We start from the raw sequence: 25,273 nt of genomic DNA on the forward strand, positions 1-25,273 counted from the left end.
TGGCGCCGCGGGGGGGCGTGATGGGCCCGTATAGTTGAAATCAGGCTATGAGAGCTGACCATGTCTGCTGCCTGATATATAATCCGCCGATTTCCATGGCAGCAACGCACAAGGCACTGATGGAGCTTATTCGCGGCATTCACAATCTCAAGCCCCGTCACCGGGGATGTGTATTAACCATTGGCAACTTTGATGGGGTTCATCAGGGTCACCATGCGGTATTGGCACGTCTCAAGGAGAAAGCGGCCCAGCTGGGATTGCCCGCCTGCGTCATGCTGTTTGAACCGCAGCCGCTGGAGCTGTTTGCCGGCACGGCGGCGCCCGCCCGGCTGAGCCGGTTGCGGGAAAAGTACGAAGCGCTGCAGGGGCTGGATATCGATCGCATGCTCTGCGTGCGCTTCAGCCACCGCTTCGCCGAGCAGGCGGCTTCGACCTTCATCGAGCAGTTGCTGGTGGAGAAGCTCGGGGTGCGCTATCTGGTGGTCGGCGATGATTTTCGCTTCGGCAAGGGGCGGGAAGGGGATTTCCACCTGCTGGAGGAGGCGGGCCATCGCTTCGGTTTCGAGGTGATCAGCACCCAGAGCTTCCAGCTCGAACGGCAGCGGGTCAGCAGCACCCTGGTGCGTGAAGCCCTTAAGGCGGGCCGGATGGCGGAGGTGGAGCTGATGCTTGGCCGCCCCTACACCATCAGCGGCCGGGTGGCCCACGGCGACAAGCTAGGGCGCACCATAGGTTTTCCCACTGCCAATCTGGCCCTCAAGCGTCAGGTGATCCCGGTCGGTGGCGTGTTTGCGGTGGAAGTGATATGTTCCGGCAAGACCTTCCCCGGTGTAGCCAATGTGGGTGTACGGCCGACCTTGAGCGGTACACAAGCCAGATTGGAAGTACATCTATTTGATTTTTCTGGTGATCTATATGGTCAGCAGGTCAAGGTGCTGCTTCGCCACAAGCTGCGCGAAGAGCAGAAGTTTGCCTCTTTCACTGCCTTGAAAGAGCAGATCGAACGAGATGCCCTGGCGGCCCGAGCCTGGTTCGGGCTGCCACAATTCAATTTACCCAGCACTCTTTTAGAAAAGAAGGGAACCCAGGACTGATGAGCGACTATAAACACACCCTGAATCTTCCGGAAACCGAGTTTCCGATGCGTGGCGATCTGGCCAAGCGCGAACCCAACATGCTGAAACGTTGGTACGATCAGGATCTCTACGGCGCTATTCGCCGCGCCAAAGCGGGCAAGCCTTCTTTCATTCTGCATGATGGCCCCCCCTATGCGAACGGCAATATTCACATCGGTCACTCGGTCAACAAGATCCTCAAAGACATCATCATCAAGTCCAAGGGTCTCTCCGGTTTTGATTCCCCCTATGTGCCGGGTTGGGATTGCCACGGTCTGCCTATCGAACTGAAAGTGGAAGGCATGGTCGGCAAGCCGGGCGAGAAGGTATCCGCTGCCGAATTCCGCACCGAGTGCCGCAAATACGCCAAGACCCAGATCGAAGCGCAGAAGACCGACTTCATCCGTCTGGGTGTGCTGGGCGACTGGGAACACCCCTACCTGACCATGGATTTTGGCACCGAAGCCAACATCATCCGCTCCATGGCCAAGATCGTTGAAAACGGCCACCTGCACAAAGGCTCCAAGCCGGTGCACTGGTGTACCGATTGCGGCTCCGCGCTGGCTGAAGCCGAAGTGGAGTACTACGACAAAAACTCCCCCTCCATCGATGTGCGCTTCAAGGCCGTTGATGAGGCGACCGTTGCCGCCAAGTTTGACTGCGCCGAAGGCCACACCGGCAAGGGACCGATCTCTGCGGTGATCTGGACCACCACTCCGTGGACCCTGCCGGCCAACCGCGCTATCGCCATGCATGCCGACCTCGACTATGCGCTGGTGCAGGTTGAAGGTGAGCACCCCGAGCGTCTGATCCTGGCCGCCGAGCTGGTCAAGGATGTGATGGATCGCGCCGGTATCGAGAAGTTCCACAATCTGGGTTACGCCAAGGGCGCCGCGCTTGAGCTGCTGCGCTTCAACCACCCCTTCTACAGCTTCGACGTGCCTGTGGTACTGGGTGATCACGTCACCCTGGATGCCGGTACCGGTGCCGTACACACTGCCCCTGGCCACGGTCAGGAAGACTTCGTGGTCGGTCAGAAGTACGGTCTGGAAGTGGCCAACCCGGTTGGCAGCAACGGTGTTTACCTGCCGGATACCGAACTGTTTGCCGGTCAGCATGTGTTCAAGGCCAATGCCTCCGTGATCGAAGTGCTGACCGAGCGCGGCGCCCTGCTGCATCACAAGGTGTTCAACCACTCCTATCCGCACTGCTGGCGTCACAAGACCCCGATCATCTTCCGTGCTACTCCACAGTGGTTCATCAGCATGGAGCAGAAGGGTCTGCGCAAGCGCGCACTGGAAGAGATCGAGCGCATCGAGAAGGACGGCATTGCCCAGCAAGGCCAGAGCGGCTGGGTACCGGCCTGGGGTAAAAACCGCATTCAGGCGATGGTCGAGAACCGTCCTGACTGGTGTATCTCCCGTCAGCGCACCTGGGGTGTGCCCATCTCCCTGTTCGTCCACAAAGAGACCCAGGAACTGCATCCGGAATCCGTGCGCCTGATGCATGAAGTAGCCAAGCGTGTCGAGCAGTCCGGCATTCAGGCATGGTGGGATCTGGACAAGGCCGAGCTGCTGGGTGCCGATGCCGACAACTACGAGAAAGTACCTGATACCCTCGACGTCTGGTTTGACTCCGGTTCTACCCATGCCTCCGTGGTTGATGCCCGTCCCGAGTTCAACGGCAAGCCAGCCGACATGTATCTGGAAGGCTCTGACCAGCACCGCGGCTGGTTCATGTCCTCCCTGATGATCGGCGTGGCCATGAAAGACAAGGCCCCGTACAACCAGGTGCTGACTCACGGTTTCACTGTTGATGGTCAGGGTCGCAAGATGTCCAAATCCATCGGCAACGTGGTCAGCCCGCAGGACGTGATGAACAAGCTGGGTGCCGACATCCTGCGTCTGTGGGTAGCGAGCACTGACTACACCGGCGAGATGACTGTCTCCGACGAGATCCTCAAGCGCTCTGCCGATGCTTATCGTCGTATTCGCAACACTGCCCGCTTCCTGCTGGCCAACCTGAACGGCTTCAATCCGGCGACCGACATGGTGGCACCTGCCGACATGGTAGTGGTGGATCGCTGGGCTGTGGGTCGTGCCAAAGCGGTACAGGCCGAGATCATGGCTGCATTCGACGAGTACAACTTCCACGGTGTAACCCAGAAGCTGATGCAGTTCTGCTCCATCGAGATGGGCTCCTTCTATCTGGATGTCATCAAGGATCGCCAGTACACCGCCAAGGCCGACAGCCTGGCCCGTCGCTCCTGCCAGACCGCCCTCTATCACATCGCCGAGGCCATGGTGCGCTGGATGGCGCCGATTATGAGCTTCACCGCTGATGAAATCTGGGCCCTGCTGCCGGGTGAGCGCGGCGAGTTCGTCTTCACCGAAGAGTGGTACGACGGCCTGTTCGGGCTGGAAGCGGGTGAAACCCTCAACGACGATTTCTGGGCCGAGATCCTCACCGTGCGTGGTGAAGTGAACAAGGCGCTGGAAGTGGCTCGTGGCGAGAAGCGCATCGGCGGCTCCCTGCAGGCCGAGCTGACCCTGTTCGCCAAGCCGGAGCTGGCTGCACGCCTGAATGCCCTGGCCGATGAGCTGCGCTTCGTGCTGCTCACCTCCAAAGCCAAGGTTGTTGAGGCTGACACTGCGCCGGAAGGCTCTGTGGCGACCGAGCGTGATGACCTGTGGCTGAGCGTGGCCCAGTCTGCTGCCGCCAAGTGCGACCGCTGCTGGCACCATGTAGAAGATGTGGGCACCATCGCGGGTCACGAAGAGATCTGTGGTCGCTGTGTGACCAACGTTGAGGGTGACGGCGAAACTCGTCAATTTGCCTGATGAACATGACTCAACATAAAAGCGGCCTGCGTTGGCTGTGGCTGGCAGTGCTGGCCTTTGTACTGGACCAGGCGAGCAAGCTCGCCGTGGTCAAGTTGCTGCCATTTGGTTACCCGGGGGTGGAGATCACCCCCTTCTTCAACCTGGTTCACGTCTACAACAAGGGCGCCGCATTCAGCTTTCTGGCTGATCAGGGGGGCTGGCAGCGCTGGTTCTTCGCGGTGCTGGCTTTTGCCATCTGTGGATTGCTGATCCACTGGCTGCGCAAGCAGTCGGTGACCCAGCGTTGGAGCGGTATCGCCTATTCACTCATCATCGGCGGCGCCCTCGGCAACGTCTTTGATCGACTGGTGTTGGGCCATGTGGTCGATTTCCTCGACTTCTACTGGCAGCGTGCGCACTGGCCGGCATTCAATCTGGCCGACAGCTTTATCTTTATCGGGGCCGCCATGATCGTGCTGGACGGTTTCCGTGGTGAGAAAAAGGAGCAGGCATGAGCCAGCAGATCACCGCTAACAGCAGCGTGCTGTTCCACTTCTCCATCAAGCTGGAAGATGGCTCGGTTGCCGACAGCACGGCGCTGCACGGCAAACCTGCCCGCCTGCGGATGGGCGATGGCAGCCTGACCCCCACCTTCGAGCAGTGCCTGCTGGGGCTGCGCGAAGGGGAGAGCAAGAGCTTCACGCTGGCGCCGGAGCAGGCCTTTGGCCTCTCCAATCCCGACAACATCTACCATCTCGACCGTGCCAAGTTTGGCGCTGATGTGGAGCCAAAAGTTGGCACCATCATCCTGTTCGATCAGCCCAATGGCAGCGAGTTGCCGGGCATCATCCGGGCAGTTGCCGGGATGTCGGTGACGGTCGATTTCAACCATCCGCTGGCCAGTCATACCGTCACCTTCGAGGTGGAGATCCTGGGCGTTGATGATGAGGAGAAGGTGCATTAATGGATATTCTGCTGGCTAACCCCCGTGGCTTCTGCGCCGGTGTCGATCGCGCCATCAGCATTGTCGAGAGCGCGCTGGAGAAGTTTGGGGCCCCCATCTATGTCCGTCACGAAGTGGTGCATAACCGCTATGTGGTGAACAAGCTGAAAGAGGCGGGCGCTGTCTTCGTCGAGGAGCTGGACGAGGTGCCGGACGACAGCATCGTCATCTTCTCTGCTCACGGCGTGGCCAAGACAGTGCGCGAGATGGCCAAGTCCCGCTCCCTCAAGGTATTCGATGCCACCTGTCCGCTGGTGACCAAGGTGCACATGGAGGTTCATCGCGCCAGCCGCAAGGGCTCCGAGGCTGTGCTCATCGGCCACGCCGGTCACCCCGAGGTGATCGGGACCATGGGGCAGTACGAGAATCGCGAAGGCGGAATGTATCTGGTAGAAACACCGGAAGATGTGGCCAAGCTCAAGGTAAAGAATCCGGATGACCTCTGCTTCGTCACCCAGACCACCCTGAGCGTGGATGAGACCTCTGACGTCATCGATGCGCTGCGCAAGCACTTTCCCAAGATCCAGGGGCCGCGCAAGGACGATATCTGCTACGCCACCCAAAACCGTCAGGATGCGGTGCGGGAGATGGCGGGGCTGGTGGACGCCATGCTGGTGGTGGGGTCTCGCAACTCTTCCAACTCCAACCGTCTGCGCGAGCTGGCCGAGAAGGTGGGTGCCAGAGCCTATCTTATCGACGATGCGTCGATGATCGAGGCGAGCTGGCTGGAAGGCGTGAAAGCGATCGGCGTCACTGCAGGTGCATCCGCCCCCGAGGTGCTGGTGCAGTCTGTGATTGCACGCCTGCGGGAGTTGGGTGGCAAGGTCGTCGCCGAGCACCCCGGTCGCGAAGAGAACGTGGTGTTTGAGGTACCACCCGAGCTGCGGATCCTCTGATCCCTGTCATCTTGCTAGATGTCGGTTTATTGCCAGAGCCACCTCGTTGAGGTGGCTTTTTTGGTCCCAACGAGTCCTTTTTGCATGTTCGCAACCAGATCGCAGCAAAAATTGATGATGTAGCTCGAACTTTTGCATTGCCGGGATTGAAACCCCAAGTGCCCGGCATAGACTTGCCAGCAAGCCCTTATTCTGGCTTAGCACACATGGAGTGTGTCTGTCCTCCTGGAACAAATCAGAGCGAAACAGGATGTTTTTGCGTTCAGGTTTTAGCCTTATCGAGCTTATGGTGACCATAGCGCTCGTCTCTTTGTTACTCACGTTAGGGGTTCCTTCCTTCAGCGCTTTGTTGCGCACCATTTCTCTCAATACTCAGGCCAACAACTTTGTTGCAGCTATCAACCTTGCCCGCTCGGAAGCCATTCGTCGCAACACGGTAGTGATCCTCTCCGCTGCTGCCGATAACCTGACCCAGCATCACTGGGAGGCCGGTTGGCAGATCTGGGTTGATGGCAACGGCAACGGCATACTGGATAATGGTGAGTTGTTGCGAGACTTTCCCGATATGGGGAGTGGAGTCCTGAGCAGCAATACTTCCCTGCTGCGTTTCAATAGCGAGGGTTTTCTTGATGGTCGTACTCCCTTGGCCCGGGTATTTTCTCTGCGTCCCGATGAGTGCAGAAATGAGGCCTCCCGTGATATCAACATCACAGTCGCTGGTCGCCCCTCCATTACCGAGGCTAGTTGCCCATGATGCGAGAACGGGGTTTGTCACTGCTTGAAATCATGATCTCGGTACTGGTGCTCTCCATCGGTATTCTGGGGATGGCTACTCTGCAACTGCAGGCTCTCAAGAGTAACCAGTCGGCGCTGACGCGTACCGAGGCGACCCAGTATGCATACATGATCAACGATATGATGCGGGCTAATCGCAGCGCGGCTCTGAACGGGCAATACAATATCGACTTGGGCGAAACTGTCTCGGGTAGCTCTATGGCGGTTCAGGATCTGCTGCACTGGAAGCGGGTCGTGGCCGAGCTACCAGGTGGCGATGGCGCCGTATCGGTCAGTGCCGGAAGGGCCACTATTACTATTCAGTGGGATAGCAGTCGGCTGTCGACTGATCCAGCGTCGCGCAGCATGATCCTGAGGACGGACCTATGAGCAGGAGCGGTTTGCCGCTACACCAGCACGGGATCGGCTTGGTCGAGGTGATGATCGCCCTGGTGCTCTCGCTGATAACGGTGGGGGTCATGATTCAGGTGTTTCTCGGCAATCACAAAACCTATCTCACTGGCGAGGCCATTGCCCGGGTGCGGGAAGATAGCGGATTTGCCACCAATCTGCTGCAAAAAGAGCTGCGTATGGTGGGCTATCAGGGGTGTCTCAGCAAGCAGGGGGTCAATATCACCAATACCCTCAATAACAGTACGGCACTGCCCTACAACTTCACCACCTTTTTGCGTGGTTACGACAATGTGACGTCCACTTTGCCAGCCGAGCTGTCTGCTCTGTTCAGCGGTTCCGAGCCCAGACCCATGCCGGGTAGCGATATCCTGTTGGTTCAGGGGCCGGTTGGGGTTGGGGTGCCGCTCAGTCGTGATAATCATAACAGTGCCGCCCAGCTGTTTGTGCAGCAGCTATCCAGCAAGGCCGACTATTGTGGTTCCGGCGCACAGGGTTATAGCGATCTGTGCGAGGGAGATATCGTCATGGTCTCCGACTGTCAGAAGGCCAGAATATTTCAGGTCACCAAAGTACAGGGCGTGGCAGGGGGGCGTGAGGTCAATATCGTCCACTCCAATGACAACAAATATACGCCAGGCAATGCCAGCAGTTCCTGGGGGGGGGCCAGCAGCCCACCCGAGGAGCGATTCGGTCTTGGCTCGGTCGTGAACAGGGTGGAAACCCGTCTCTACTATATCGCCCGCCCCTCTGCCAGCAGCCCCTACGCGCTTTATCGCAAGAACGGGGTGGCTGCAGGTATGCCCCTTATCGAAGGGGTTGCCAATATGCAACTTACATTCGGCGAGGATCAGAACCGGGATCGTGCGGCAGATCGCTACGTGAGCGCCGCAGGTAATCCAAACTGGGACAATGTACTGGGGATTGGAGTGCAACTTTTGATGCGCAGCAACCAGGGTAATGTGGTGTCGTCTCCGCAGGCCCTTAGCTTTGCCGGAGCCACCTTCCGGGCGACCGATCGCAACTGGTACTGGGTCGCCGAAACCACAGTTGCGCTGCGCAATCGGCTACCTTGAGGAGCCCAGTCATGATGGATCGACAGCAGGGGATGGCGCTGGTGATCAGCCTGATTTTTCTGGTCATGGTGAGCCTGCTGGGTATGGCCAGCATGCGTGGGGCGCAGTTGCAAGAGAAGATGGCGGGTAACCAGAAAGAGGCTCTGCAGGCATTGCAGGCGGCAGAAGCGGGCCTGCGCGCTGCCGAGCGCTATATCGAGGCTGGCAACTCGGGTCCCTATGACAACAGCGCGGGCCTGTATGAATTTATCGACACCGCGGTGGATCCTGCCTCCCCTTCGACCGCCTGGCGTACCTATACCAACAGTGGTCTGGCGGGGCGCGCTCCCGAATACTTTATCGAACGGTTGCCCTATACCCAGGGGGGGAGCGAGGATCTGGCAGTCGATGAGCCCATCAGTGAGCGTCGTCTATATCGTATTACTGCAAGGGGATTTGGTCTCTCTGACGAGAGCCGGGTGCTGTTGCAATCGACCTATAGTCGCTAGGAGGCGGTGTATGGGCAAACTTGGTTTTGGCCTTTCAGTGATGCTCTGCTGTGCTTCGGCACAGGCGGCGCTCGATATTGCCCAGGTTCCCCTCTATCTCGGCACCCGGGCCGATCCCAATATCATGTTTACCCTGGATGATTCGGGCTCGATGCATTTCGAGTTGATGCCGGAGGGGTTGATTGAGAACAGCGCTCGCTACGTCTACCCCAGAGCCGACAATGTCTATGGCAGCGAGGATTATGACAACCGGACCGTGACTTTCACCAGCAATAACGACCGCAATGCCTATACCCGCTCAAGCAACAACAACAAACTCTACTACAACCCGCAGCAGAGCTATCGGCCTTGGGCCAAGGCGGATGGTACCCCGATGGCGAATGCCAGCATCAGCTGTGCACCGCACAACCCCTTCAATACCGCCGCCGGCTGTCGTGATCTGACCAAGAACAACCGCTCCAAGTCCCTGCGTTACTACACCGGATTCTCTTCCACCGATTACAAAGATGACGAGACCTTCTGGCCAGCCGTCTACTTTGCCTACAAGGGCAGTGGTGACGTGAAGAAAGTGAGCAGTTATACCCGGGTCGAGATAAAGTCCGGCAGCACCTATGGCGGGCGGCCCAATCGCAGTGATTGTAAGAGCGCCCCCGTTTGTACTTATGACGAGGAGATCCAGAACTTTGCCAACTGGTATACCTACTACCGCTCACGGATCCTAGCGGCTCGTGCCGGGGTCGGCCGTGCCTTTGCCAGCCAAGGGCAGGCCCTCCGGGTGGGGTTTGCCACCATCAATGCTAGCGGCAGTGTGATCCGCGGGGTGGCGCCTTTCTCCGGAACCGATCGCAGCGCCTTTTTCAGCGACCTTTACAGCCGCGATATTCCGGCCGCCGGCACGCCGCTGCGCACCAGTCTGAAGGACGTGGGGGAGTACTTCTCCCGCACTGACAAAAACGGCCCCTGGGCGGCCAGTGCCGGCAGCACCTTGCCCCACCTCACCTGCCGGCAGAGCTACAACATCCTGATGACTGATGGCTACTGGAACGGAAATTCTCCCTGGGTCGGCGATCAGGACAAAGATAGCATCGAGAATACGCTGGCCGATGTGGCCTACCAGTACTGGAAGACCGATCTGCGCCCCGATCTCGCCAACAAGGTGCCGACCAGCACGGCGGATCCGGCCAATTGGCAGCATCTGGTCAACTTTACCGTCGGGCTTGGCGTCAACGGTTCCCTCAATCCTGCCAACGGTATCCCGAGCCGTTGGCCCAATCCCCATGATCCGGATGACAAGGAGTACAAGAATGCGACCTACATTCCGGAGTACAAGATTGATGACCTGTGGCACGCGGCACTCAACAGCAAGGGGAGCTTTTTCAGCGCGGCGGATCCGGATACCTTCGCCGCAGCCCTGAGCAGCACCCTGGCCCAGATCGCGGCCCGCAACAGCTCCGCCAGCTCGGTGACTGCCAACGCAACCCGGCTGGACAGCAATACCCACATCTACCAAGCCCGCTATAACAGCGGCGACTGGTCGGGGCAACTGGTCTCGATCCCGCTGAACAGCGATGGCACCCTTGGGGAGATCGCCTGGGATGCTGCTACCTTGATCCCCGAGCCTTCAGCACGCAATATTTTCACCCGGCAAGACGGTGTCGGCATCCCCTTCCGTTGGGATACGCTGAATGTGGCCAACCGGGCTCTATTCAATGTTGCTGGTGACAACCAGGGAGAAAGCCGCGTCGCCTATCTGCGCGGTGAGCGCAGTGGCGAGCAGCGCAATGGCGGTGCGTTTCGCAATCGTAGCGATCTGCTTGGAGACATCATTAATTCAGATCCCGTCTATGTGGGCAAGCGTGATTACGGTTACAGCAGTGCAGTCGGTCTGACCCAGCCAGAGCGGGAGGGTTACCAGGCTTTTCTAGACTCAACGGCGATTACCCGCCGCACCCCCATGCTCTATGTCGGTGCCAATGACGGTATGCTGCACGGATTTCGAGTCTCCGACGGTGTCGAGCGGCTGGCCTATATCCCGTCCAGCCTGCTGGGCGAGCTGACTCAGTTGACCAGACCGAATTACAGCCATCGCTACTATGTGGATGGGACGCCCAAGGTGGGCGATGCCTATCTGGGCAGTCGCTGGAAGAGCATCTTGCTGGGATCCACTGGTGCCGGTGGCAAGGCGGTATTTGCCATCGATGTGACGGCCCCGGATAACTTCACCGCAGATAAGATGCTGTGGGAGTTCACCAATAGCGAAATGGGGGTTGCACTGGCGGCACCCACTTTGGTCCGGGTCAAAGCCGACAACAAATGGGTTGCTCTGGTTGCCAATGGTTACAACAGCACCAGCCAGACTGCGAGGCTATTTGTGCTGGATCTGGCAACTGGCGCCATTATCAAGGAGATCGATACCCAGGTGGGGTCGGCCAGCGAGCCCAATGGTTTATCTTCCCCCTTACCGGTAGATCAAGACGGGGACAGGATTGTCGACTATGTCTATGCCGGTGACCTGCACGGCAATCTGTGGAAATTCGATCTGACCGGCAACAACAGTGCCCAGTGGGGAAGTGCATTGAAAACGGGCAGCAAGCCCACGCCGATGTTTCAGGCCTGTAATGGTAGTTGCAGTGCCAGTACGCGTCAGCCGATTACCATGCGCCCTTTGGCTATTCGTCACCCTAAGGGGGGGGTTATGGTAATGATGGGGACTGGCAGTTATTTTACCAATGATGACAAACTGGTTCCCGCCACGCCGAGGCTGGAAGCGGTGTACGGTATCTGGGATACGGGGGCTACCGTGCTCAGTAGTCAGCTGTTGCAGCAGAGCATCACCCATGAGTTTGTGGCCAACGGCACCACTATCAAGTTCAACGTGAGGGTTGTCTCCAACCGGAATGTCAATTACACCAGCCAAAAGGGTTGGTATCTGCTATTGAAATCGCCAAGCTTGAGCAAGGGGGTAGGGGAACGGGCTGTCTCCGAGATGCTCTATCGGCATAAGCGTTTAATTTTCAACACATTGATTCCGTCAGCGGATGCCTGTGATTTTGGTGGCCGCTCCTGGCTGATGGAGCTGGATCCCATCTCGGGTGCCAGACTAACCTACTCGGTGTTTGACGTTAACGGCGACGGGGCTGTTAACGATGATGATTATGTCGCGATCAAGGATGATGCTGGTAATGATATCAAGGTACCTGTCAGCGGGAAACAGTTTGATGAGCTCACCACGACGCCAAGCGTGGTGGAGGATGCCGAGATGGAGCGCAAATATATCAGCGGCTCCAGTGGTAATATCTCGGTCACGCTGGAAGAGGGGGCAGGCGATCTGGGTGGCCGTCAGTCCTGGTTGCAACTGGAGTAGAGGTTGGCATGGAACGTGGTTTTACCCTGATTGAGTTGATGATAGTGGTCGCAGTGGTCGCCATTCTGGCCGCGATAGCATATCCCAGTTACAACAACTACATGGCGGCAGCCAAGCGAGCCGAAGCTAAGGCCGTATTGCTGGAAGCTGCACAATATCTGGAGCGGGAGTTTACCGCCAGCGGCAATTATGACGCAGGTAACCTGACCTCTGCCGGCCTGGCGACCCTACCGAGGGATGGTGGTGCTGCTTATTACAATGTGGCGCTCAATGCCAGTGGGGCACGTTATACCCTGACCGCTATTCCGACCGGTGTGATGAATGGCGATCCCTGTGGATTGTTGACCCTCGATCAGAGCGGACTGCAGGGGGTATCACGAGCCACCATGACAGCCACCGAATGCTGGTAGCGTTCAGTTCCAGCACTCGGCAGGGTGCTTGATGTCGGCCTTGTTGATAGTCAGGGTATCACAGGCCGTGCTGCCAGCCTTGTCACCGACCTGGGCCCCCTTGCTGGTGGCTACCAGTGTGTAGGCGGTGGCGGTGGCGCCAGAAATGCTAAAGGTGTAGTAGTCGCTGGTTGGGTTGCCCACACTGGCTATCGCACTGCTGTAACTGGCATTGGAGATGCGAAATTCTTCCTGTTTGAGCTGCATGGTCAACAAGCCCTTGATGGCATCGGCTCGACGAGATTTACGCAGACCGTCGGTAAAGCTCGGGTAGGCGACAGCAGCAATAATGGCAACAATGGCAACGACCACCATCAATTCCAGCAGGGTGATTCCAGATTGTTTGATTCTCATGGGCGCGGCAGGGTTCGTTAAACAGGTAGATACTATAGGATAGTACTGACCTCATACTCTACTGGCATGAGCGAAAAGAAAGGAGTATTTAGCCAATGGAATTCACAGAGGGGCGCTCAGCCGGTTTTACCATGATTGAATTGATGATCGCCATGGCTCTGGTCGCCCTGCTACTAACCGTGGCTATTCCCAGTTACCAGTCATTGCGCCAGGAACAGATGGTCAAGGCGGCTACCCAAGCTGTTTACACGGATATCATGCTGCTCAAGTCTGAGGCTATCAAACGTAATAAACCGATTATCTTCAAGATATTTAATGCGGGGCAGGCCAATTGGTGCTATCGCATAGCTCTTGATTCTACATGTAATAGCTGCATGGATTCATGTTCTGCTATTGAAGGTCGCAAGGGCGTCGATGCCAGCGAGTTTAAGGGTATTACTCTGACTACAAACTATGAGTTATCCGGTTCTGAACATGCTCTTGAAATCAATAATCGCAGAGGCTCATTCAAAGATCTTCACGGCAGTGGCGGTTTGGGCAATGGTTCTATTTGTCTGAAGAACGGTGCCTCTGAGCACAGGGTTATTATTGCCACGAATGGCCGAGTGAGAACCGAGCCTGTAACGGGGAGCTCTCCATGCGATTAGGTCTGGCACGAGGCTTTAACATAGTCGAGTTAATGGTGGCCATGGTCGCAGGTTTGTTTTTGGTCGCGGCAGTAACATCCTTGTTCGCCACTATTCTCAAGGCCAATCAAACATCGATGCAGGTGAGTCGTCTAAATCAGGAACTGCAAAGTATCACCGATATGATTGCCCGCGATGTACAGCGAACCGGTTACGACCAGGCTGCGACTGCATTCCTCGGTGCTGCATCGGGTGTCAAATCGCCATTTTATTTTGATACCACCAGCGATTTGAGGAGTGAAACGATCAGTGGCTCCAAGATTTATCGCTGTATCAGGCTGAAATACGATGATGATAACAATGGAATACTTGGTACCAATGAAACCTTTATTTACAGCTACGACAGTGCTGACAAAGGGGTACAACTTGGTTCCAGTTGCAGCACAGGTAATTTACTTAGCACCGATGACACTATTGAGGTGACTGACCTGACTTTTTCGCTCCTTGGAAGCAGTGCCTCGGCTGGCGCGAGAACGGTACGTTTGAGCATATCGGGTCAGTTAAAGGCGAATCCCGCACTTAAACTCACCCTGCAGCGTGATATCAAGCTGCGTAACGACGGGTATTGATGCCATGAAACGTCATCTTGGCTTTACCACATTCACTATTACGCTATTGCTTATTGTGATCCTGCTTGGCATTTCATTGCTGGCGGGCAAACTGATGGTAGCAGACCGTCGTGTCAGTCTTAATGAAGTACAGTATCGCCAGGCACTTGCACTGGCCGAGCTGGGCCTCTCGGATGGGGTTGGACGGCTCACGCAAGATGCTGCTTGGCGTACCCCTAGTAGCGGTATATCTATCACTGTTTCAGCTGGAAATTATACCCTGCAGGCACAGGACGAACCGGCAGTGGTTGTCGGTGGGGCGAATGTAGTTCCTGTTAGAGTGCGCGCTATGGCGAGCTTGGTGGACAGTACTGCCAATGCCGAGGTTGAAGTTAAGGCCATCAAGATAAGCGTATTGGCGGGCACACCGGCGGCCCCTCTGACGATTGCTGGTGGCATGGCAGTATCCGGCAACTTTACAGTGGTGGCTAACCCCAACGGTGGAGGACCGGGCGTCCCGCTATCAGTCTGGACAAATGGCAATGTGGATTTGACCAATGGTTCTGGCCAGACCTGCCATCAGGGGGACTACAGCGGCGGGTGCAGTGCTTACATTAGTCAGAAGGGCGATAAACAGTCGGACATAAAAGACAATGATACTGCATTCCCCACTGATCTGGTCTGGTATCTGTTCAATGAAAATGACGACGCTACAGGGTGGGCCAATCTGGAGTCGCGAGCAGTACAACTACTGAAAAATTGTGATTCGCTTTCGACGGCATCGAGCGGCCTGATTATTGTCGATGGAGACTGTAAACCGGGTGGATCAATTGGGTCTACATCTGCGCCTGTAGTACTCATCGTGCGCAATGGCAATCTGACAGTAAATGGGAGCGCCACCCTCTATGGACTGGTGTTTGCCTATTCATCCACACCTGCAACTACGACTACCGATATCAGCTTGAAAGGGGGGGCCATCGTCAATGGTGCTGTAGTGGCCAACTATCAACTGGGCAAAACGGCTAACGGTACCTTTGATGCCAAGTATGATCAGGCGGTGTTGAGCAATATCGAAAATGGGGCGGCGTTTCAGAGCATCAATCTGGTGCCTGGTAGCTGGCGCGATTGGTAGGAGCATGTATGAAACCGCACAAGGGATTTGGGCTGTTAGAGATTTTGATCACTCTGGTTCTGCTGGGGGTGGGGGTTGCTGGACTGGTGGCTATGTCTCGTTCATTGCTCAATACCTCTCAGGATAGTCGCCGCTATGAAGTAGCCATGCGGCTGGCGGAGTCAAAGCTGGATGCATTTCGTACCTTCAATGGGGTGGTGAGTGCGGTTTCTCCGCTCACTGCCTATAACAGTATCGCGGCCGGTTCCAGCTCGGCCACTCCTCCCGATGGTGGTGGGACTTATGCTCTTACTTGGTCTGTCAGTAACCAGTACTGGAATGGTTCTGCTTGGCAAACGGCTATCCCGGCGGGTTACTTGCGTGCCTACCCTGGCCGAAAGGTGGTTAATGTAACCGTCAGCTGGAGTGACAGCGTCGGGCAGTCTCATTCCTTGCTGCTTTCTGGCGCTGTATCGCCGGTGGAGTCGTTAACCCAGAATCAGTTTAACGGGGGGCTGGATACCAGTCGCGAACCGCCCCATGTGGTTTATACCCCCGGGGTTGCGCCTGATGTCATTTCCATCCAGATTGACCAGGAAGGGCGCAAACAAGAGACCAGCAAGCCATTGCCCACCGTGACCTCCAAGGACGGTACTGTCGGCAAATTGGTGCAATTCGAGACAGTTACCTATAAGCCAGACAATGGTGGCAATACCCAACAGGTGCTGCAGGATCTGGCATCGGTTTCCTGTTCCTGCAGCTATGGCTCGAGCGTTAATGCCTACTTGCCAGGTAAGGCCATTTTGACCAGCAGCAATCTGTTGTACTGGAACGTGGGCTCTCAGGTTACCAAGCAGACCGGGGTACTTAATAGCAGTGTCAGAGATCAACCGAGTCTCTGCACCAGCTGCTGCAAGGATCATTTCGATGGTAGCGGCAGCAGTTTCGAGCAGTTTTACGCTCCACTCAATACCAGCCGACTGCGCTACAACAGTGGCCTCTCATCGGTCAATAGCGGCGATTATGTGGATGCCTGCCGCTTTGTCAGGCTTGATGGCTACTATCGTCCCCTGCCGGACTGGAACCTGATCAAAGTTATCGTGACCAGCGCTGATTTTCTTGCCAAGCCCGCAAACCAGACTAGCTATCAGAACTACATCAAGTACGTAGTTACTACCTACATCACCTGGCAGAAGAACATTCTCAACTGGACCGCAAACCCCACGGCTACGGCGCCGACGATCACCGAGTTTGCGGATTGGTTGCCTGCCAATGCTGCGACAGGAGGAGATACCAGCACCAAGATCACCATGAATACGGGGACCGCCCAGTTGATTGCCAGAGGTATCTACGTGGATCTGCTCTCGCCAGACAGTCTCGCGAAGCTCGATCTGACTTCTCAGGATCTGTTGGCCAAGGTCCCGTTTCAGGATATCAATCTGACCATGCTGGCGGAGTGGAGTCTGGTGCCATTGAGTGGCCAGTTGACTGGCAGTGCCTCTGACTATGTCGGTGTGACCAACGAGCCGGTCAAGACTGTCGTTGATCTTGGCAGCTATTATTTTGGTAGCTATAGCCGTGGCTATCTGTCCGCCAAGAAGAGCACCAAGGATGCATCCAACGTGTTGCAAAGTGCATCGATCAAGGTGACTGCCTATCAGGGTAACTCGGGGATCACCGCTTCGCTTATCTCACCGGTAGACCGAAATGAGGCCAAGGTCGCCATCATGCCTATCTCGGTCGATACCAGCTCCCAGACGGTGCCAACCCTCACGGTATCAGGGCGGATCGAGTGCCTAGAAAAAGTCAGTAACAAGGATTCATCGCCTACGGCGTGCAATAAGAATACCTTTAACGGGCTGAATCCGCCCACTACGACTACTAGTGGTGCCACTTGCCGCATTGATAAACCCCAAGCTAACAACCAGCCGGCCACCTATGTCTGTACTGCTCCGCAAAACAGTACTCTGGTGATAAGTTTTTCTTATAGTGCCCAGGGCAATACAGCCTATTTGCTGAAGCCCGCTTCTCTGAGCATTGCCATGACACCGCCTGCCAACGGTCAGGTGATTAGCGGTCCTTGTGCCCTGCTGGTGGACAATGGTGTAACCAACGCAACCAATCTAAGTTGCACCCCTTGAATCCGGGGCGCTGGCACAGCCAGCGCCTTTTCTTTATCATTCCCCATCATTTTCGAATACAAGATGCATCGCCATGGCAAAAGCCCTCTCTCTGATGCTTGCCCAGTTGAATCTGACGGTAGGCGCCATCGAAGATAACACTGACAAAGTGCTCGCTGCGGCGGCTCAGGCCGAGCGGCAAGGTGCCGATCTGCTGGTCTGCTCCGAGCTGGCCCTGACCGGCTATCCTCCGGAAGATCTGCTACTGCGCGCCGACCTGATGGTCCGGGTGGAAGCCGCGCTGACCCGAATCGCGGCATGGCAAGGTGCTTGCGCCATTCTGGTGGGCCATCCCTGGCGTGAAGGGGAGGCGCTCTATAACGCCGCCTCCCTCTATGAGCAAGGCAAGCTGATTGCCCGTTACTTCAAGCAGGACTTGCCCAACTACGGGGTATTCGACGAGAAGCGCTACTTCACCGCCGCGACCGAGACTTGTGTGGTGCCGTTCCGTGGTCACCAGCTGGGGCTGCTCATTTGCGAAGATTTATGGCAGCCGGGTCCGGCGCTGGCCGCCAAGGCCGCGGGGGCAGAGCTGCTGCTCACTATCAATGCCTCGCCCTATGATCAGGAGAAACCCTGGATCCGCCGCGAGCTGATGGCCGAGCGCTGCGATCAGACCGGTCTGCCACTGGTTTACCTCAATCAGGTATGCGGTCAGGATGAGCTGATTTTCGACGGCTGCTCCAAGGTGTTCAGCAGCCAGGGCGAGTTGACCCACAAGCTGGCCCCGTTTGCCGAAGAGCTGGCGCTGGTACGTTTTGCTGATGGTCAGCCGGTGAAGGAGCGGGAACCCGCTGCGCCGCTCGAGCCGTTGGCCGAGACCTATCAGGCGCTGGTGCTGGCAGTGCGCGACTACGTTACCAAGAACGGCTTCCACGGCGCTGTGCTGGGCCTATCTGGCGGCATCGACTCGGCGCTGACGCTGGCCATTGCGGCCGATGCCATCGGGGCCGACAAGGTGCAGGCAGTGATGATGCCGTTCCGCTACACCGCCCAGATGAGCGTGGAGGATGCCAAGGAGCAGGCTGAGCGGATGGGGGTGGAGTTCAATATCATCTCCATCGAGCCCATGTTCGAGGGCTTTATGGCCCAGCTGGCACCGCTGTTTGAAGGGACTGCCCGCGACACCACCGAGGAGAACTTGCAGGCGCGCTGCCGTGGCGTGCTGTTGATGGCGCTCTCCAACAAGCGTCGCCGTATCGTGCTGACCACCGGCAACAAGAGCGAGATGGCTGTCGGCTATGCGACTCTTTATGGCGACATGGCCGGTGGCTTCGATGTGCTGAAAGATGTGCCCAAGACGCTGGTGTTCAAGTTGTGCGAGTATCGCAACTCGGTCGACTACGTGATCCCGCAGCGGGTTATCGACCGCCCCCCTTCGGCAGAATTGGCGCCGGATCAGGTGGATCAGGACAGTCTGCCCCCCTACGACATCCTCGATGCGATCCTCAAACGCTATGTGGAAGAGGATGCCTCGGTCGCCGACATGGTGGCAGAAGGGTTCGAGGAAGCGGTGGTACGCAAGGTGATCCGGTTGGTGGATCTCAACGAATACAAGCGCCGTCAGGCGGCGGTCGGGCCCCGCATCACGGCTCGCAACTTTGGTAAGGATCGCCGTTACCCCATTACTTCCGGGTTCGGTAAACAGAACTGGTAAGGAGTCACCATGAAGAAGATTGAAGCCATCATCAAACCGTTCAAGCTGGACGATGTGCGCGAAGCCCTGGCCGAGATCGGCATCAACGGCATGACCGTCTCCGAAGTCAAAGGCTTCGGTCGCCAGAAGGGTCACACCGAGCTCTATCGCGGTGCCGAATATATGGTCGACTTTCTGCCCAAAGTGAAAGTGGAGCTGGTGGTACAGGACGAGGATCTCGATGCCTGTCTGGAAGCGATCCAGAATACCGCCCGCACCGGCAAGATTGGTGACGGCAAGATCTTCGTCTGCGAGGTGGAGCGCGTCATTCGTATCCGTACCGGCGAAGAGAACGAAGACGCTATCTGATGTCGTTTTTGCCTCGTTATGTTCAGGAGAGCAAAACAAGTTCTGCTCTGATGTCCCGAAAGCGCATAGTGGCGGTGGCCGGCCTGCTGGCAGTACTCACTGCGTGCAGTACCCGCCCGCCGGCCCAGCCGGAAAATCTGTGCCAGATCTTTCGCGAGAAGCCGGAGTGGCACAAGGCCGCGCTCAAGATGAACGAGAAGTGGGGGACGCCGATCCATGTGGTGATGGCCATGATGTATCAGGAATCCTCCTTCGTGCACGATGCCCAGCCGCCGATGCAGTATTTCCTCTTCATCCCGACCGGGCGGGCCAGTTCGGCCTACGGCTATGCCCAGGTCAAAGATGAAACCTGGGCCGACTACCAGCGGGAAACCGGCAACGGCTGGAGCGATCGCGACGACTTTGCCGACGCCATCGACTTCATGGGCTGGTACACTCACAAGGCCCAGCGGCTGAACGGCACCTCCAAGTGGGATGCGTATGGCCAGTATCTCAACTATCACGAAGGGTGGGGTGGCTATCGGCGTGGCAGCTACCGCAGCAAGGGATGGCTTATGAAGACATCCCGCAAGGTGGAGGCCCGCGCCCAGCGCTACGGCGCCCAGTATCGACAATGCAAGGATCAGCTCTCCAGCGGGGGCTGGTTCTGGTAACCAAATCAGGAGTCAGAAATGCCGTTATTGGACAGTTTTACCGTTGACCACACCCGCATGGCTGCGCCGGCGGTGCGTGTTGCCAAGACCATGCAGACCCCGAACAAGGACACCATTACCGTGTTCGACCTGCGTTTCTGCGTGCCGAACCAGGAGATCCTCTCCGAGCGCGGCATCCACACCCTCGAGCACCTGTTTGCCGGTTTCATGCGTGATCACCTGAACGGCAATGGGGTGGAGATCATCGACATCTCCCCCATGGGTTGCCGTACCGGCTTCTACATGAGCCTGATCGGTGCACCGGACGAAGCCCGGGTTGGCGCCGCCTGGCAGGCCGCCATGAGCGACGTGCTGACCGTGCAGGAGCAGGGCAAGATCCCCGAGCTGAACGAGTATCAGTGCGGCACCTACAGCATGCACTCGTTGGAAGAGGCGCACGCCATCGCCCGTCATGTGCTGAAGCGCGGTATCGGCGTCAACCACAACGACGAGCTGGCCCTGCCGGAAGAGAAACTGAAGAGCCTGTGAGGCGGATGAGCTGTCGCTCATCGGGCAATCTCTTCGGGGAATGTTAAAAGAGCCAGTCAGCTATGCTGACCGGCTCTTTTTTTATTTCGCCCGATCGCGGTCGTGGGGATGACTTGCTCCCCTTGCCGACTCTGATTAGGATGGTTTTTGACCTGAATCTGTTGGCGGAGGTGTGACGATGAAGGGGGTATTGCTGCGTTGGTTGGCCCGTTACGATGCGTGGTGTGAGGAGTGGGGCCTCACCCAGGAGAACCGGCGCTGCTGTACGCCGGTTCGTTATGATGATGATTCAAGCCAAGAGCGAGCTGGCGCAGAAGAGGCTGAGCTCAATCAAAATTGCGGGTCACGGCGCCGGTAACGCTGTTGTACTCGAAGCCGAGGCCATTTAGATAATCCGAGCTGGTTTGGAAGCGGTTGATTGAGTCGCGCAGGATATAGCGGCAGTTGAAGTGTTTCTCGTTGCCTTCATCCTCATCTTGATGGCCTGAACCGACTTGTGTGGATAGATAATCAAACCCTTCTGGGATATTCACAGCGTTGGGAGCTATGGGGGTGACCGTTTGGTCTCCATCAAGCAGGTCATTGAATAGCAATTCACAGTCATCATCATTGTTGACCGATATATGGTTACCTGAGCCCGGCTGATATGGTTTATCGCTTCCCGCACTCCCTTGATCTTCCTTCGAGCCCGTTGGCCAACCATATCGATTGATATCCAATTTGCCTTTACCAAAGCTGCTCAGATTGTAGAGCGCGATTGCTTGTCCCTGCATTTTCACCGCCCATCCAGCATGAGCCAGCTGAACTGCACTGGCAAAGCTGCCTGCGGTCGCCGAGACCGTGCTTTTCAGGGCATCATCCTTGATATTGATAAAGCGGGGCAGGGCGGTGACGGCCAGGATCCCCAGCACTATGATCACCAGCACCAGTTCAATCAGGGTAAAGCCGTTGTTTCTGTTGTTCATCATGTTCAATGACCCATTAAATACCGCAAACAGGTGTGAGTGATATGCAGCTGATAGATACCCATTGCCATCTCGACTTTCCGGTGTTCGACCAGGACAGGGAGGCGCTGCTGGCCCGTTGTCGGGCATTAGGGGTGACGGAGTATATCATTCCTGCCATCGCAGAGGATAACTGGACTCGTGTGATGGCACTGGCAGAGCAACATGACGGCCTCTTTTATGGTCTGGGCATTCATCCCTGGTATGCCGGTGAACAGCGTGAGGGGGTGATGGAACGGCTGCGAACGCTGGTGATGAGCCAGCCTGCCGGGCTGGTGGCCATTGGCGAGTGCGGGCTGGACCTCCGTTCTCACGTGCCGCAGGAGGGGCAGCGTGCGCTGTTTGAGGCTCAGATCCGGCTGGCTGCCGATGTCGGGCTTCCCCTGATGATCCACTCGGTGCGTGCCAATGACACTGTGGCCAAGCTGTTGCGCCGTTTCAAGCCGCCTCGTGGCGGGGTGATCCATGCTTTCAGCGGTTCGTTGCAGCAGGCGGAGGCCTTCTGGCAACTAGGCTTTCGACTCGGGGTGGGCGGGGTAATCAGTTTTGAGCGGGCGAACAAGACGCGAGAGGTATTTCGGGCTATGCCGCTCGAGGCTTTGGTGCTGGAAACCGATTCGCCCGATATGCCGTTACAAGGTGATCAAGGCACCCGGAATACCCCGGAAGCGCTGCCGAAAATAGCAGAAATATTGATGACATTGCGGGAGGAATCATCGGTAGATGTTGCCAAGGTGTTATTTGAAACTGCCCGGCATCTTTTCCATCACGACCTATTGTCATGAAACAAATTTGCAACACCTGATTTAGTTGTCAGGAAAAAAAATGAGCGTAAAAATCGTTTGCTGTCTAATTTTGTGACACTTGGGCATTTTGATAACGATAAAATGTGACCAGCATTCTATTTTATCGGACTTTAATTAGTATAATGCGCTCCCCTTGATTAGTTGGGTTTAATAACAACTCACTAACAAGCCAGGTGCTACTAGAGGAAGATAATAATGAATTTGTTCATGGGTCTGGTAGGGATGGCGACGCTCGTCCTTATCGCGGTGCTGTTCTCCAGCAATCGCAAGGCAATCAACGTACGTACCGTTGTCGGTGCGTTCGCAATTCAAGCCGGTCTGGGGGCGTTTGTACTCTATGTTCCGGTTGGTCGCGATATCCTGGTCGGCGTGTCCGATGCGGTATCCAGCGTGATCAGCTACGGCCAGAACGGGATCGACTTCCTGTTCGGCGGTCTGGTCAGCAACAAGATGTTTGAAGTATTCGGTGGCGGCGGCTTTATCTTTGCCTTCCGTGTTCTGCCGGTCATCATCTTCTTCTCTTCCCTGATTGCCGTGCTCTACTACCTGGGCATCATGCAGATGGTCATCAAGTTGCTGGGCGGCGGCCTGCAGAAAGTGCTGGGCACTTCCCGCACCGAATCCCTCTCTGCAACTGCCAACATCTTCGTCGGTCAGACTGAAGCGCCGCTGGTGGTTCGTCCTTACATCTCCAAGATGACTGACTCCGAGCTGTTCGCCGTCATGTGTGGTGGTCTGGCTTCCGTTGCCGGTTCCGTACTGGCCGGTTATGCCTCCATGGGCGTGAAGATGGAGTACCTGATTGCTGCCTCCTTCATGGCTGCACCGGGTGGTCTGCTGTTCGCCAAGCTGCTGGTTCCCGAGACCGAGACCCCGAACTACGACGAAAGCTCTGCCGATGCCGAGCTGGATGACAAGCCTGCCAACGTCATTGACGCTGCTGCTGCTGGCGCCTCTGCCGGTATGCAACTGGCCCTGAACGTCGGCGCCATGCTGCTGGCATTTATCGGTCTGATCGCCATGATCAACGGCATCTTCTCCGGTGTGGGTGGCTGGTTCGGTTATCCGCAACTCTCTCTGGAACTGCTGCTGGGCTGGATCTTCTCCCCGCTGGCGTTCCTGATCGGTGTGCCCTGGAATGAAGCAGTGGTTGCCGGTTCCTTCATCGGTCAGAAGCTGGTAGTGAACGAGTTCGTGGCTTACCTGAACTTCGCTCCGTACCTGAAAGACGAAGTACTGATCAACGGTGTGGCCATGTCCGATCACACCAAGGCGATCATCTCCTTCGCACTGTGTGGTTTTGCCAACCTCTCCTCTGTTGCCATCCTGCTGGGTGGTCTGGGGTCCATGGCGCCGAACCGCCGCGGCACCATTGCACGCTTTGGTCTGAAAGCCGTACTGGCTGGCTCTCTGTCCAACCTGATGTCTGCCACTATCGCTGGCTTCTTCCTGGCACTGTCCGGCATGTAATCGTCGCCTGACTGACAGGGTATAAACACGAACGCCACGGCACCTGCCGTGGCGTTCGCGTATGGAGCGGTGACAACCGTTTTCCTATCTAAACTAATAATAAAATGAGTCAAATCGGAGGTTATATGAATGAAGTGCTACTGGCGATGGTGGCCGGCTTTATAGTTGGTTTGTTGTTTTCTTTCCTCAAATTGCCGATCCCGGCACCTCCCGTTTTGTCCGGGGTAATGGGGATCGTCGGGGTCTATCTGGGGGGATTGGCCTACTCTTGGATCCTGACTCGTTTCTTTTCGTAAGGCTTTTTTAGACCTGGATTTGCCAGATGTGAGGTACCTCTGAAATTGGCAAATCCGGCTTGCAAACAGGGGGTATCTCGGCTGAAATAGGCGTTGCCAGCAGGGTGCTGGCAATGACTAATACTCGATCAAATCGGGTGTTGGCGGTCAAATGGAATTGATTGGGAAGTCGGGTCAGATGTTGTCTGCCTTTCTCAAGTCTTCATGGAACCAAGTCCGCACTTTTGTAAGAAAGTGACAGGGCTCTTGCCTTATTTACAGTCGCAGTGCCTGCAGGGTGTTTTGAATAGCATCCCGATAGTGCCGGTGCCTTCGCACTGTAATTCCATTCCCGTATAGCTGGGGGATTACTGCCTGTGCATCCATCGCTGGATGGTATGGCGGTGCCCGGTTATCTGGATTAAATCGAGACTTTGGAGAACAGAATGACTGATCTGAAAGTGGCCGCTCAGCGCGCCCTGAACCTGATGGACCTGACCACCCTGAACGATGACGACACCGATCAGAAGGTGATCGACCTGTGCCATAAGGCCAAGTCACCGGCTGGCCTGACTGCCGCCGTCTGCATCTATCCCCGTTTTATCCCTATCGCTCGCAAGACCCTGCGTGAGATCGGCGCTGCCGACGTACGCATTGCGACCGTGACCAACTTCCCGCACGGCAACGACGACATCGAGATCGCCGTGGCCGAGACCCGTGCCGCTGTCGCCTACGGTGCTGATGAAGTGGACGTGGTGTTCCCGTACCGTGCCTTCATGGCCGGCAATGAACAGATCGGTTTTGATCTGGTCAAAGCCTGTAAAGAGGCCTGTGGTGCCAAGGTGCTGCTGAAAGTGATCATCGAAACCGGCGAGCTGAAAGAAGAGGCGCTGATCCGTCGCGCTTCCGAGATCTGTATCGATGCCGGTGCCGACTTCATCAAGACCTCCACCGGTAAGGTGCCGGTCAATGCGACTCCGGAAGCGGCGCGCATCATGATGGAAGTGATCAAGGCCAAGAATCCGAAAGTTGGCTTCAAGCCTGCTGGTGGCGTGAAAGACGCAGCCGTTGCCGGTCAGTATCTGGCCATGGCCGAAGAGATCCTCGGCAAGGACTGGGTATCCGCCCGTACCTTCCGCTTTGGTGCATCCAGCCTGCTGGCCAGTCTGCTGGCCACTCTGGGGCATGGCGACAAGCCGGCCAACACCAGCGGTTACTAATAGGTTGATGAGGGGGCGGACCTGGTCCGCCCTGT

25 protein-coding genes are annotated in these 25,273 nt (G+C 56.6%); 23 read left to right on the forward strand and 2 right to left on the reverse strand.

Annotated elements, in window-relative coordinates; all coding sequences use genetic code 11:
- Positions 1 to 119: 119 nt before the first annotated feature.
- The 11 genes from ribF (at position 120) to tppA (ending at position 12,359) form a co-directional block, all read left to right on the forward strand.
- The gene (ribF, locus tag G5149_RS14785; RefSeq protein WP_111901026.1) at positions 120 to 1,094 is read left to right on the forward strand and encodes a bifunctional riboflavin kinase/FAD synthetase; all 975 of its coding nucleotides are present in this window, start codon (positions 120 to 122) and stop codon (positions 1,092 to 1,094) included.
- Positions 1,094 to 3,955, forward strand: coding sequence for an isoleucine--tRNA ligase (gene ileS / locus G5149_RS14790; RefSeq protein WP_421212793.1), 2,862 nt, complete (start codon positions 1,094 to 1,096; stop codon positions 3,953 to 3,955). The genes ribF and ileS overlap by 1 nt, the downstream gene beginning before the upstream one ends.
- Positions 3,955 to 4,452, forward strand: coding sequence for a signal peptidase II (gene lspA, locus G5149_RS14795; RefSeq protein WP_005340447.1), 498 nt, complete (start codon positions 3,955 to 3,957; stop codon positions 4,450 to 4,452). Before ileS ends, lspA begins: the two co-directional genes overlap by 1 nt.
- Positions 4,449 to 4,901, forward strand: coding sequence for an FKBP-type peptidyl-prolyl cis-trans isomerase (gene fkpB, locus G5149_RS14800; RefSeq protein WP_421212795.1), 453 nt, complete (start codon positions 4,449 to 4,451; stop codon positions 4,899 to 4,901). The genes lspA and fkpB overlap by 4 nt, the downstream gene beginning before the upstream one ends.
- Entirely contained in the window at positions 4,901 to 5,836 is a 936-nt protein-coding gene (gene ispH / locus G5149_RS14805) for a 4-hydroxy-3-methylbut-2-enyl diphosphate reductase (RefSeq protein WP_216980083.1), read from the forward strand. Before fkpB ends, ispH begins: the two co-directional genes overlap by 1 nt.
- Before the next feature lie 250 nt (positions 5,837 to 6,086).
- The gene (tppE, locus tag G5149_RS14810) at positions 6,087 to 6,590 is read left to right on the forward strand and encodes a type IVa pilus pseudopilin TppE (protein WP_216980084.1); all 504 of its coding nucleotides are present in this window, start codon (positions 6,087 to 6,089) and stop codon (positions 6,588 to 6,590) included.
- On the forward strand, positions 6,587 to 7,000 hold the full coding sequence (gene pilV / locus G5149_RS14815; protein ID WP_216980085.1) for a type IV pilus modification protein PilV: 414 nt from the start codon (positions 6,587 to 6,589) through the stop codon (positions 6,998 to 7,000). The genes tppE and pilV overlap by 4 nt, the downstream gene beginning before the upstream one ends.
- Positions 6,997 to 8,097, forward strand: a complete 1,101-nt coding sequence (locus G5149_RS14820; protein WP_216980086.1) for a PilW family protein — start codon at positions 6,997 to 6,999, stop codon at positions 8,095 to 8,097. The genes pilV and G5149_RS14820 overlap by 4 nt, the downstream gene beginning before the upstream one ends.
- 11 nt (positions 8,098 to 8,108) lie before the next feature.
- Positions 8,109 to 8,585, forward strand: coding sequence for a pilus assembly PilX family protein (locus G5149_RS14825; protein WP_123173790.1), 477 nt, complete (start codon positions 8,109 to 8,111; stop codon positions 8,583 to 8,585).
- 10 nt (positions 8,586 to 8,595) lie between these two features.
- On the forward strand, positions 8,596 to 11,949 hold the full coding sequence (locus tag G5149_RS14830) for a pilus assembly protein (RefSeq protein ID WP_216980087.1): 3,354 nt from the start codon (positions 8,596 to 8,598) through the stop codon (positions 11,947 to 11,949).
- An 8-nt stretch (positions 11,950 to 11,957) separates the two neighbouring features.
- Positions 11,958 to 12,359: a type IVa pilus pseudopilin TppA gene (tppA, locus tag G5149_RS14835; RefSeq protein WP_216980088.1), complete on the forward strand. Its 402-nt coding sequence runs from the start codon at positions 11,958 to 11,960 to the stop codon at positions 12,357 to 12,359.
- A 3-nt stretch (positions 12,360 to 12,362) separates the two neighbouring features.
- Here the strand turns inward: tppA and G5149_RS14840 are convergent, their stop codons facing one another.
- Entirely contained in the window at positions 12,363 to 12,752 is a 390-nt protein-coding gene (locus tag G5149_RS14840; protein WP_216980089.1) for a type IV pilin protein, read from the reverse strand.
- A gap of 95 nt (positions 12,753 to 12,847) precedes the next feature.
- On the opposite strand from G5149_RS14840, the gene G5149_RS14845 reads away from it, so the two are divergent.
- From G5149_RS14845 to luxS, 8 genes are all read left to right on the forward strand, one after another.
- Complete coding sequence (locus G5149_RS14845) at positions 12,848 to 13,399, forward strand: GspH/FimT family pseudopilin (RefSeq protein WP_216980090.1); 552 nt, start codon at positions 12,848 to 12,850, stop codon at positions 13,397 to 13,399.
- A 20-nt stretch (positions 13,400 to 13,419) separates the two neighbouring features.
- Positions 13,420 to 14,007 carry a PilW family protein gene (locus G5149_RS14850; RefSeq protein ID WP_216980263.1) on the forward strand — a complete coding sequence of 196 codons (588 nt, stop codon included), beginning with the start codon at positions 13,420 to 13,422 and terminating at the stop codon, positions 14,005 to 14,007.
- A gap of 4 nt (positions 14,008 to 14,011) precedes the next feature.
- Positions 14,012 to 15,118 carry a PilX N-terminal domain-containing pilus assembly protein gene (locus tag G5149_RS14855; protein WP_337073215.1) on the forward strand — a complete coding sequence of 369 codons (1,107 nt, stop codon included), beginning with the start codon at positions 14,012 to 14,014 and terminating at the stop codon, positions 15,116 to 15,118.
- Positions 15,119 to 15,126: 8 nt separating this feature from the next.
- Positions 15,127 to 17,238 (forward strand): type IV pilus modification PilV family protein, encoded by a 2,112-nt coding sequence (locus G5149_RS14860; RefSeq protein WP_337073216.1) that lies wholly within the window; start codon positions 15,127 to 15,129, stop codon positions 17,236 to 17,238.
- 73 nt (positions 17,239 to 17,311) lie between these two features.
- Positions 17,312 to 18,934 carry an NAD+ synthase gene (locus tag G5149_RS14865; protein ID WP_421212799.1) on the forward strand — a complete coding sequence of 541 codons (1,623 nt, stop codon included), beginning with the start codon at positions 17,312 to 17,314 and terminating at the stop codon, positions 18,932 to 18,934.
- Between the two features lie 9 nt (positions 18,935 to 18,943).
- Entirely contained in the window at positions 18,944 to 19,282 is a 339-nt protein-coding gene (gene glnB / locus G5149_RS14870; RefSeq protein WP_005308848.1) for a nitrogen regulatory protein P-II, read from the forward strand.
- Between the two features lie 50 nt (positions 19,283 to 19,332).
- On the forward strand, positions 19,333 to 19,935 hold the full coding sequence (locus G5149_RS14875; RefSeq protein WP_421212800.1) for a transglycosylase SLT domain-containing protein: 603 nt from the start codon (positions 19,333 to 19,335) through the stop codon (positions 19,933 to 19,935).
- A gap of 18 nt (positions 19,936 to 19,953) precedes the next feature.
- Positions 19,954 to 20,463, forward strand: coding sequence for an S-ribosylhomocysteine lyase (luxS, locus tag G5149_RS14880; protein ID WP_421212801.1), 510 nt, complete (start codon positions 19,954 to 19,956; stop codon positions 20,461 to 20,463).
- Positions 20,464 to 20,789: 326 nt separating this feature from the next.
- Here the strand turns inward: luxS and G5149_RS14885 are convergent, their stop codons facing one another.
- Positions 20,790 to 21,431 (reverse strand): type II secretion system protein, encoded by a 642-nt coding sequence (locus G5149_RS14885; protein WP_337073220.1) that lies wholly within the window; start codon positions 21,429 to 21,431, stop codon positions 20,790 to 20,792.
- A gap of 41 nt (positions 21,432 to 21,472) precedes the next feature.
- Here G5149_RS14885 and G5149_RS14890 point away from each other — a divergent pair, with 41 nt between their 5' ends.
- The 4 genes from G5149_RS14890 (at position 21,473) to deoC (ending at position 25,238) form a co-directional block, all read left to right on the forward strand.
- Positions 21,473 to 22,252 (forward strand): TatD family hydrolase, encoded by a 780-nt coding sequence (locus G5149_RS14890; protein ID WP_216980097.1) that lies wholly within the window; start codon positions 21,473 to 21,475, stop codon positions 22,250 to 22,252.
- 216 nt (positions 22,253 to 22,468) lie between these two features.
- Positions 22,469 to 23,743 (forward strand): NupC/NupG family nucleoside CNT transporter, encoded by a 1,275-nt coding sequence (locus tag G5149_RS14895; RefSeq protein ID WP_005341329.1) that lies wholly within the window; start codon positions 22,469 to 22,471, stop codon positions 23,741 to 23,743.
- A 125-nt stretch (positions 23,744 to 23,868) separates the two neighbouring features.
- Positions 23,869 to 24,039 carry a XapX domain-containing protein gene (locus G5149_RS14900; protein ID WP_005340467.1) on the forward strand — a complete coding sequence of 57 codons (171 nt, stop codon included), beginning with the start codon at positions 23,869 to 23,871 and terminating at the stop codon, positions 24,037 to 24,039.
- A gap of 425 nt (positions 24,040 to 24,464) precedes the next feature.
- Positions 24,465 to 25,238, forward strand: a complete 774-nt coding sequence (deoC, locus tag G5149_RS14905) for a deoxyribose-phosphate aldolase (protein ID WP_216980098.1) — start codon at positions 24,465 to 24,467, stop codon at positions 25,236 to 25,238.
- The last annotated feature ends 35 nt before the right edge of the window (positions 25,239 to 25,273 follow it).

The sequence above is a fragment of the Aeromonas sp. 600479 genome, from assembly GCF_049175515.1.
Classification (GTDB): Bacteria; Pseudomonadota; Gammaproteobacteria; order Enterobacterales; family Aeromonadaceae; genus Aeromonas; species Aeromonas veronii_A.

What these genes read in the sequence shown, in the direction of transcription:
- pilV (WP_216980085.1), top strand. Translation starts at nt 6,587, where the DNA reads ATGATGCGAGAACGGGGTTTGTCACTGCTTGAAATCATGATCTCGGTA.
- G5149_RS14865 (WP_421212799.1), top strand. Translation starts at nt 17,312, where the DNA reads ATGGCAAAAGCCCTCTCTCTGATGCTTGCCCAGTTGAATCTGACGGTA.
- G5149_RS14860 (WP_337073216.1), top strand. Translation starts at nt 15,127, where the DNA reads ATGAAACCGCACAAGGGATTTGGGCTGTTAGAGATTTTGATCACTCTG.
- G5149_RS14845 (WP_216980090.1), top strand. Translation starts at nt 12,848, where the DNA reads ATGGAATTCACAGAGGGGCGCTCAGCCGGTTTTACCATGATTGAATTG.
- fkpB (WP_421212795.1), top strand. Translation starts at nt 4,449, where the DNA reads ATGAGCCAGCAGATCACCGCTAACAGCAGCGTGCTGTTCCACTTCTCC.
- G5149_RS14900 (WP_005340467.1), top strand. Translation starts at nt 23,869, where the DNA reads ATGAATGAAGTGCTACTGGCGATGGTGGCCGGCTTTATAGTTGGTTTG.
- G5149_RS14895 (WP_005341329.1), top strand. Translation starts at nt 22,469, where the DNA reads ATGAATTTGTTCATGGGTCTGGTAGGGATGGCGACGCTCGTCCTTATC.
- deoC (WP_216980098.1), top strand. Translation starts at nt 24,465, where the DNA reads ATGACTGATCTGAAAGTGGCCGCTCAGCGCGCCCTGAACCTGATGGAC.
- ispH (WP_216980083.1), top strand. Translation starts at nt 4,901, where the DNA reads ATGGATATTCTGCTGGCTAACCCCCGTGGCTTCTGCGCCGGTGTCGAT.
- G5149_RS14890 (WP_216980097.1), top strand. Translation starts at nt 21,473, where the DNA reads ATGCAGCTGATAGATACCCATTGCCATCTCGACTTTCCGGTGTTCGAC.
- G5149_RS14820 (WP_216980086.1), top strand. Translation starts at nt 6,997, where the DNA reads ATGAGCAGGAGCGGTTTGCCGCTACACCAGCACGGGATCGGCTTGGTC.
- glnB (WP_005308848.1), top strand. Translation starts at nt 18,944, where the DNA reads ATGAAGAAGATTGAAGCCATCATCAAACCGTTCAAGCTGGACGATGTG.
- G5149_RS14885 (WP_337073220.1), bottom strand. Translation starts at nt 21,431, where the DNA reads ATGATGAACAACAGAAACAACGGCTTTACCCTGATTGAACTGGTGCTG.
- ribF (WP_111901026.1), top strand. Translation starts at nt 120, where the DNA reads ATGGAGCTTATTCGCGGCATTCACAATCTCAAGCCCCGTCACCGGGGA.
- tppA (WP_216980088.1), top strand. Translation starts at nt 11,958, where the DNA reads ATGGAACGTGGTTTTACCCTGATTGAGTTGATGATAGTGGTCGCAGTG.
- G5149_RS14875 (WP_421212800.1), top strand. Translation starts at nt 19,333, where the DNA reads ATGTCCCGAAAGCGCATAGTGGCGGTGGCCGGCCTGCTGGCAGTACTC.
- G5149_RS14825 (WP_123173790.1), top strand. Translation starts at nt 8,109, where the DNA reads ATGATGGATCGACAGCAGGGGATGGCGCTGGTGATCAGCCTGATTTTT.
- G5149_RS14840 (WP_216980089.1), bottom strand. Translation starts at nt 12,752, where the DNA reads ATGAGAATCAAACAATCTGGAATCACCCTGCTGGAATTGATGGTGGTC.
- luxS (WP_421212801.1), top strand. Translation starts at nt 19,954, where the DNA reads ATGCCGTTATTGGACAGTTTTACCGTTGACCACACCCGCATGGCTGCG.
- G5149_RS14830 (WP_216980087.1), top strand. Translation starts at nt 8,596, where the DNA reads ATGGGCAAACTTGGTTTTGGCCTTTCAGTGATGCTCTGCTGTGCTTCG.
- G5149_RS14855 (WP_337073215.1), top strand. Translation starts at nt 14,012, where the DNA reads ATGAAACGTCATCTTGGCTTTACCACATTCACTATTACGCTATTGCTT.
- ileS (WP_421212793.1), top strand. Translation starts at nt 1,094, where the DNA reads ATGAGCGACTATAAACACACCCTGAATCTTCCGGAAACCGAGTTTCCG.
- tppE (WP_216980084.1), top strand. Translation starts at nt 6,087, where the DNA reads ATGTTTTTGCGTTCAGGTTTTAGCCTTATCGAGCTTATGGTGACCATA.
- lspA (WP_005340447.1), top strand. Translation starts at nt 3,955, where the DNA reads ATGAACATGACTCAACATAAAAGCGGCCTGCGTTGGCTGTGGCTGGCA.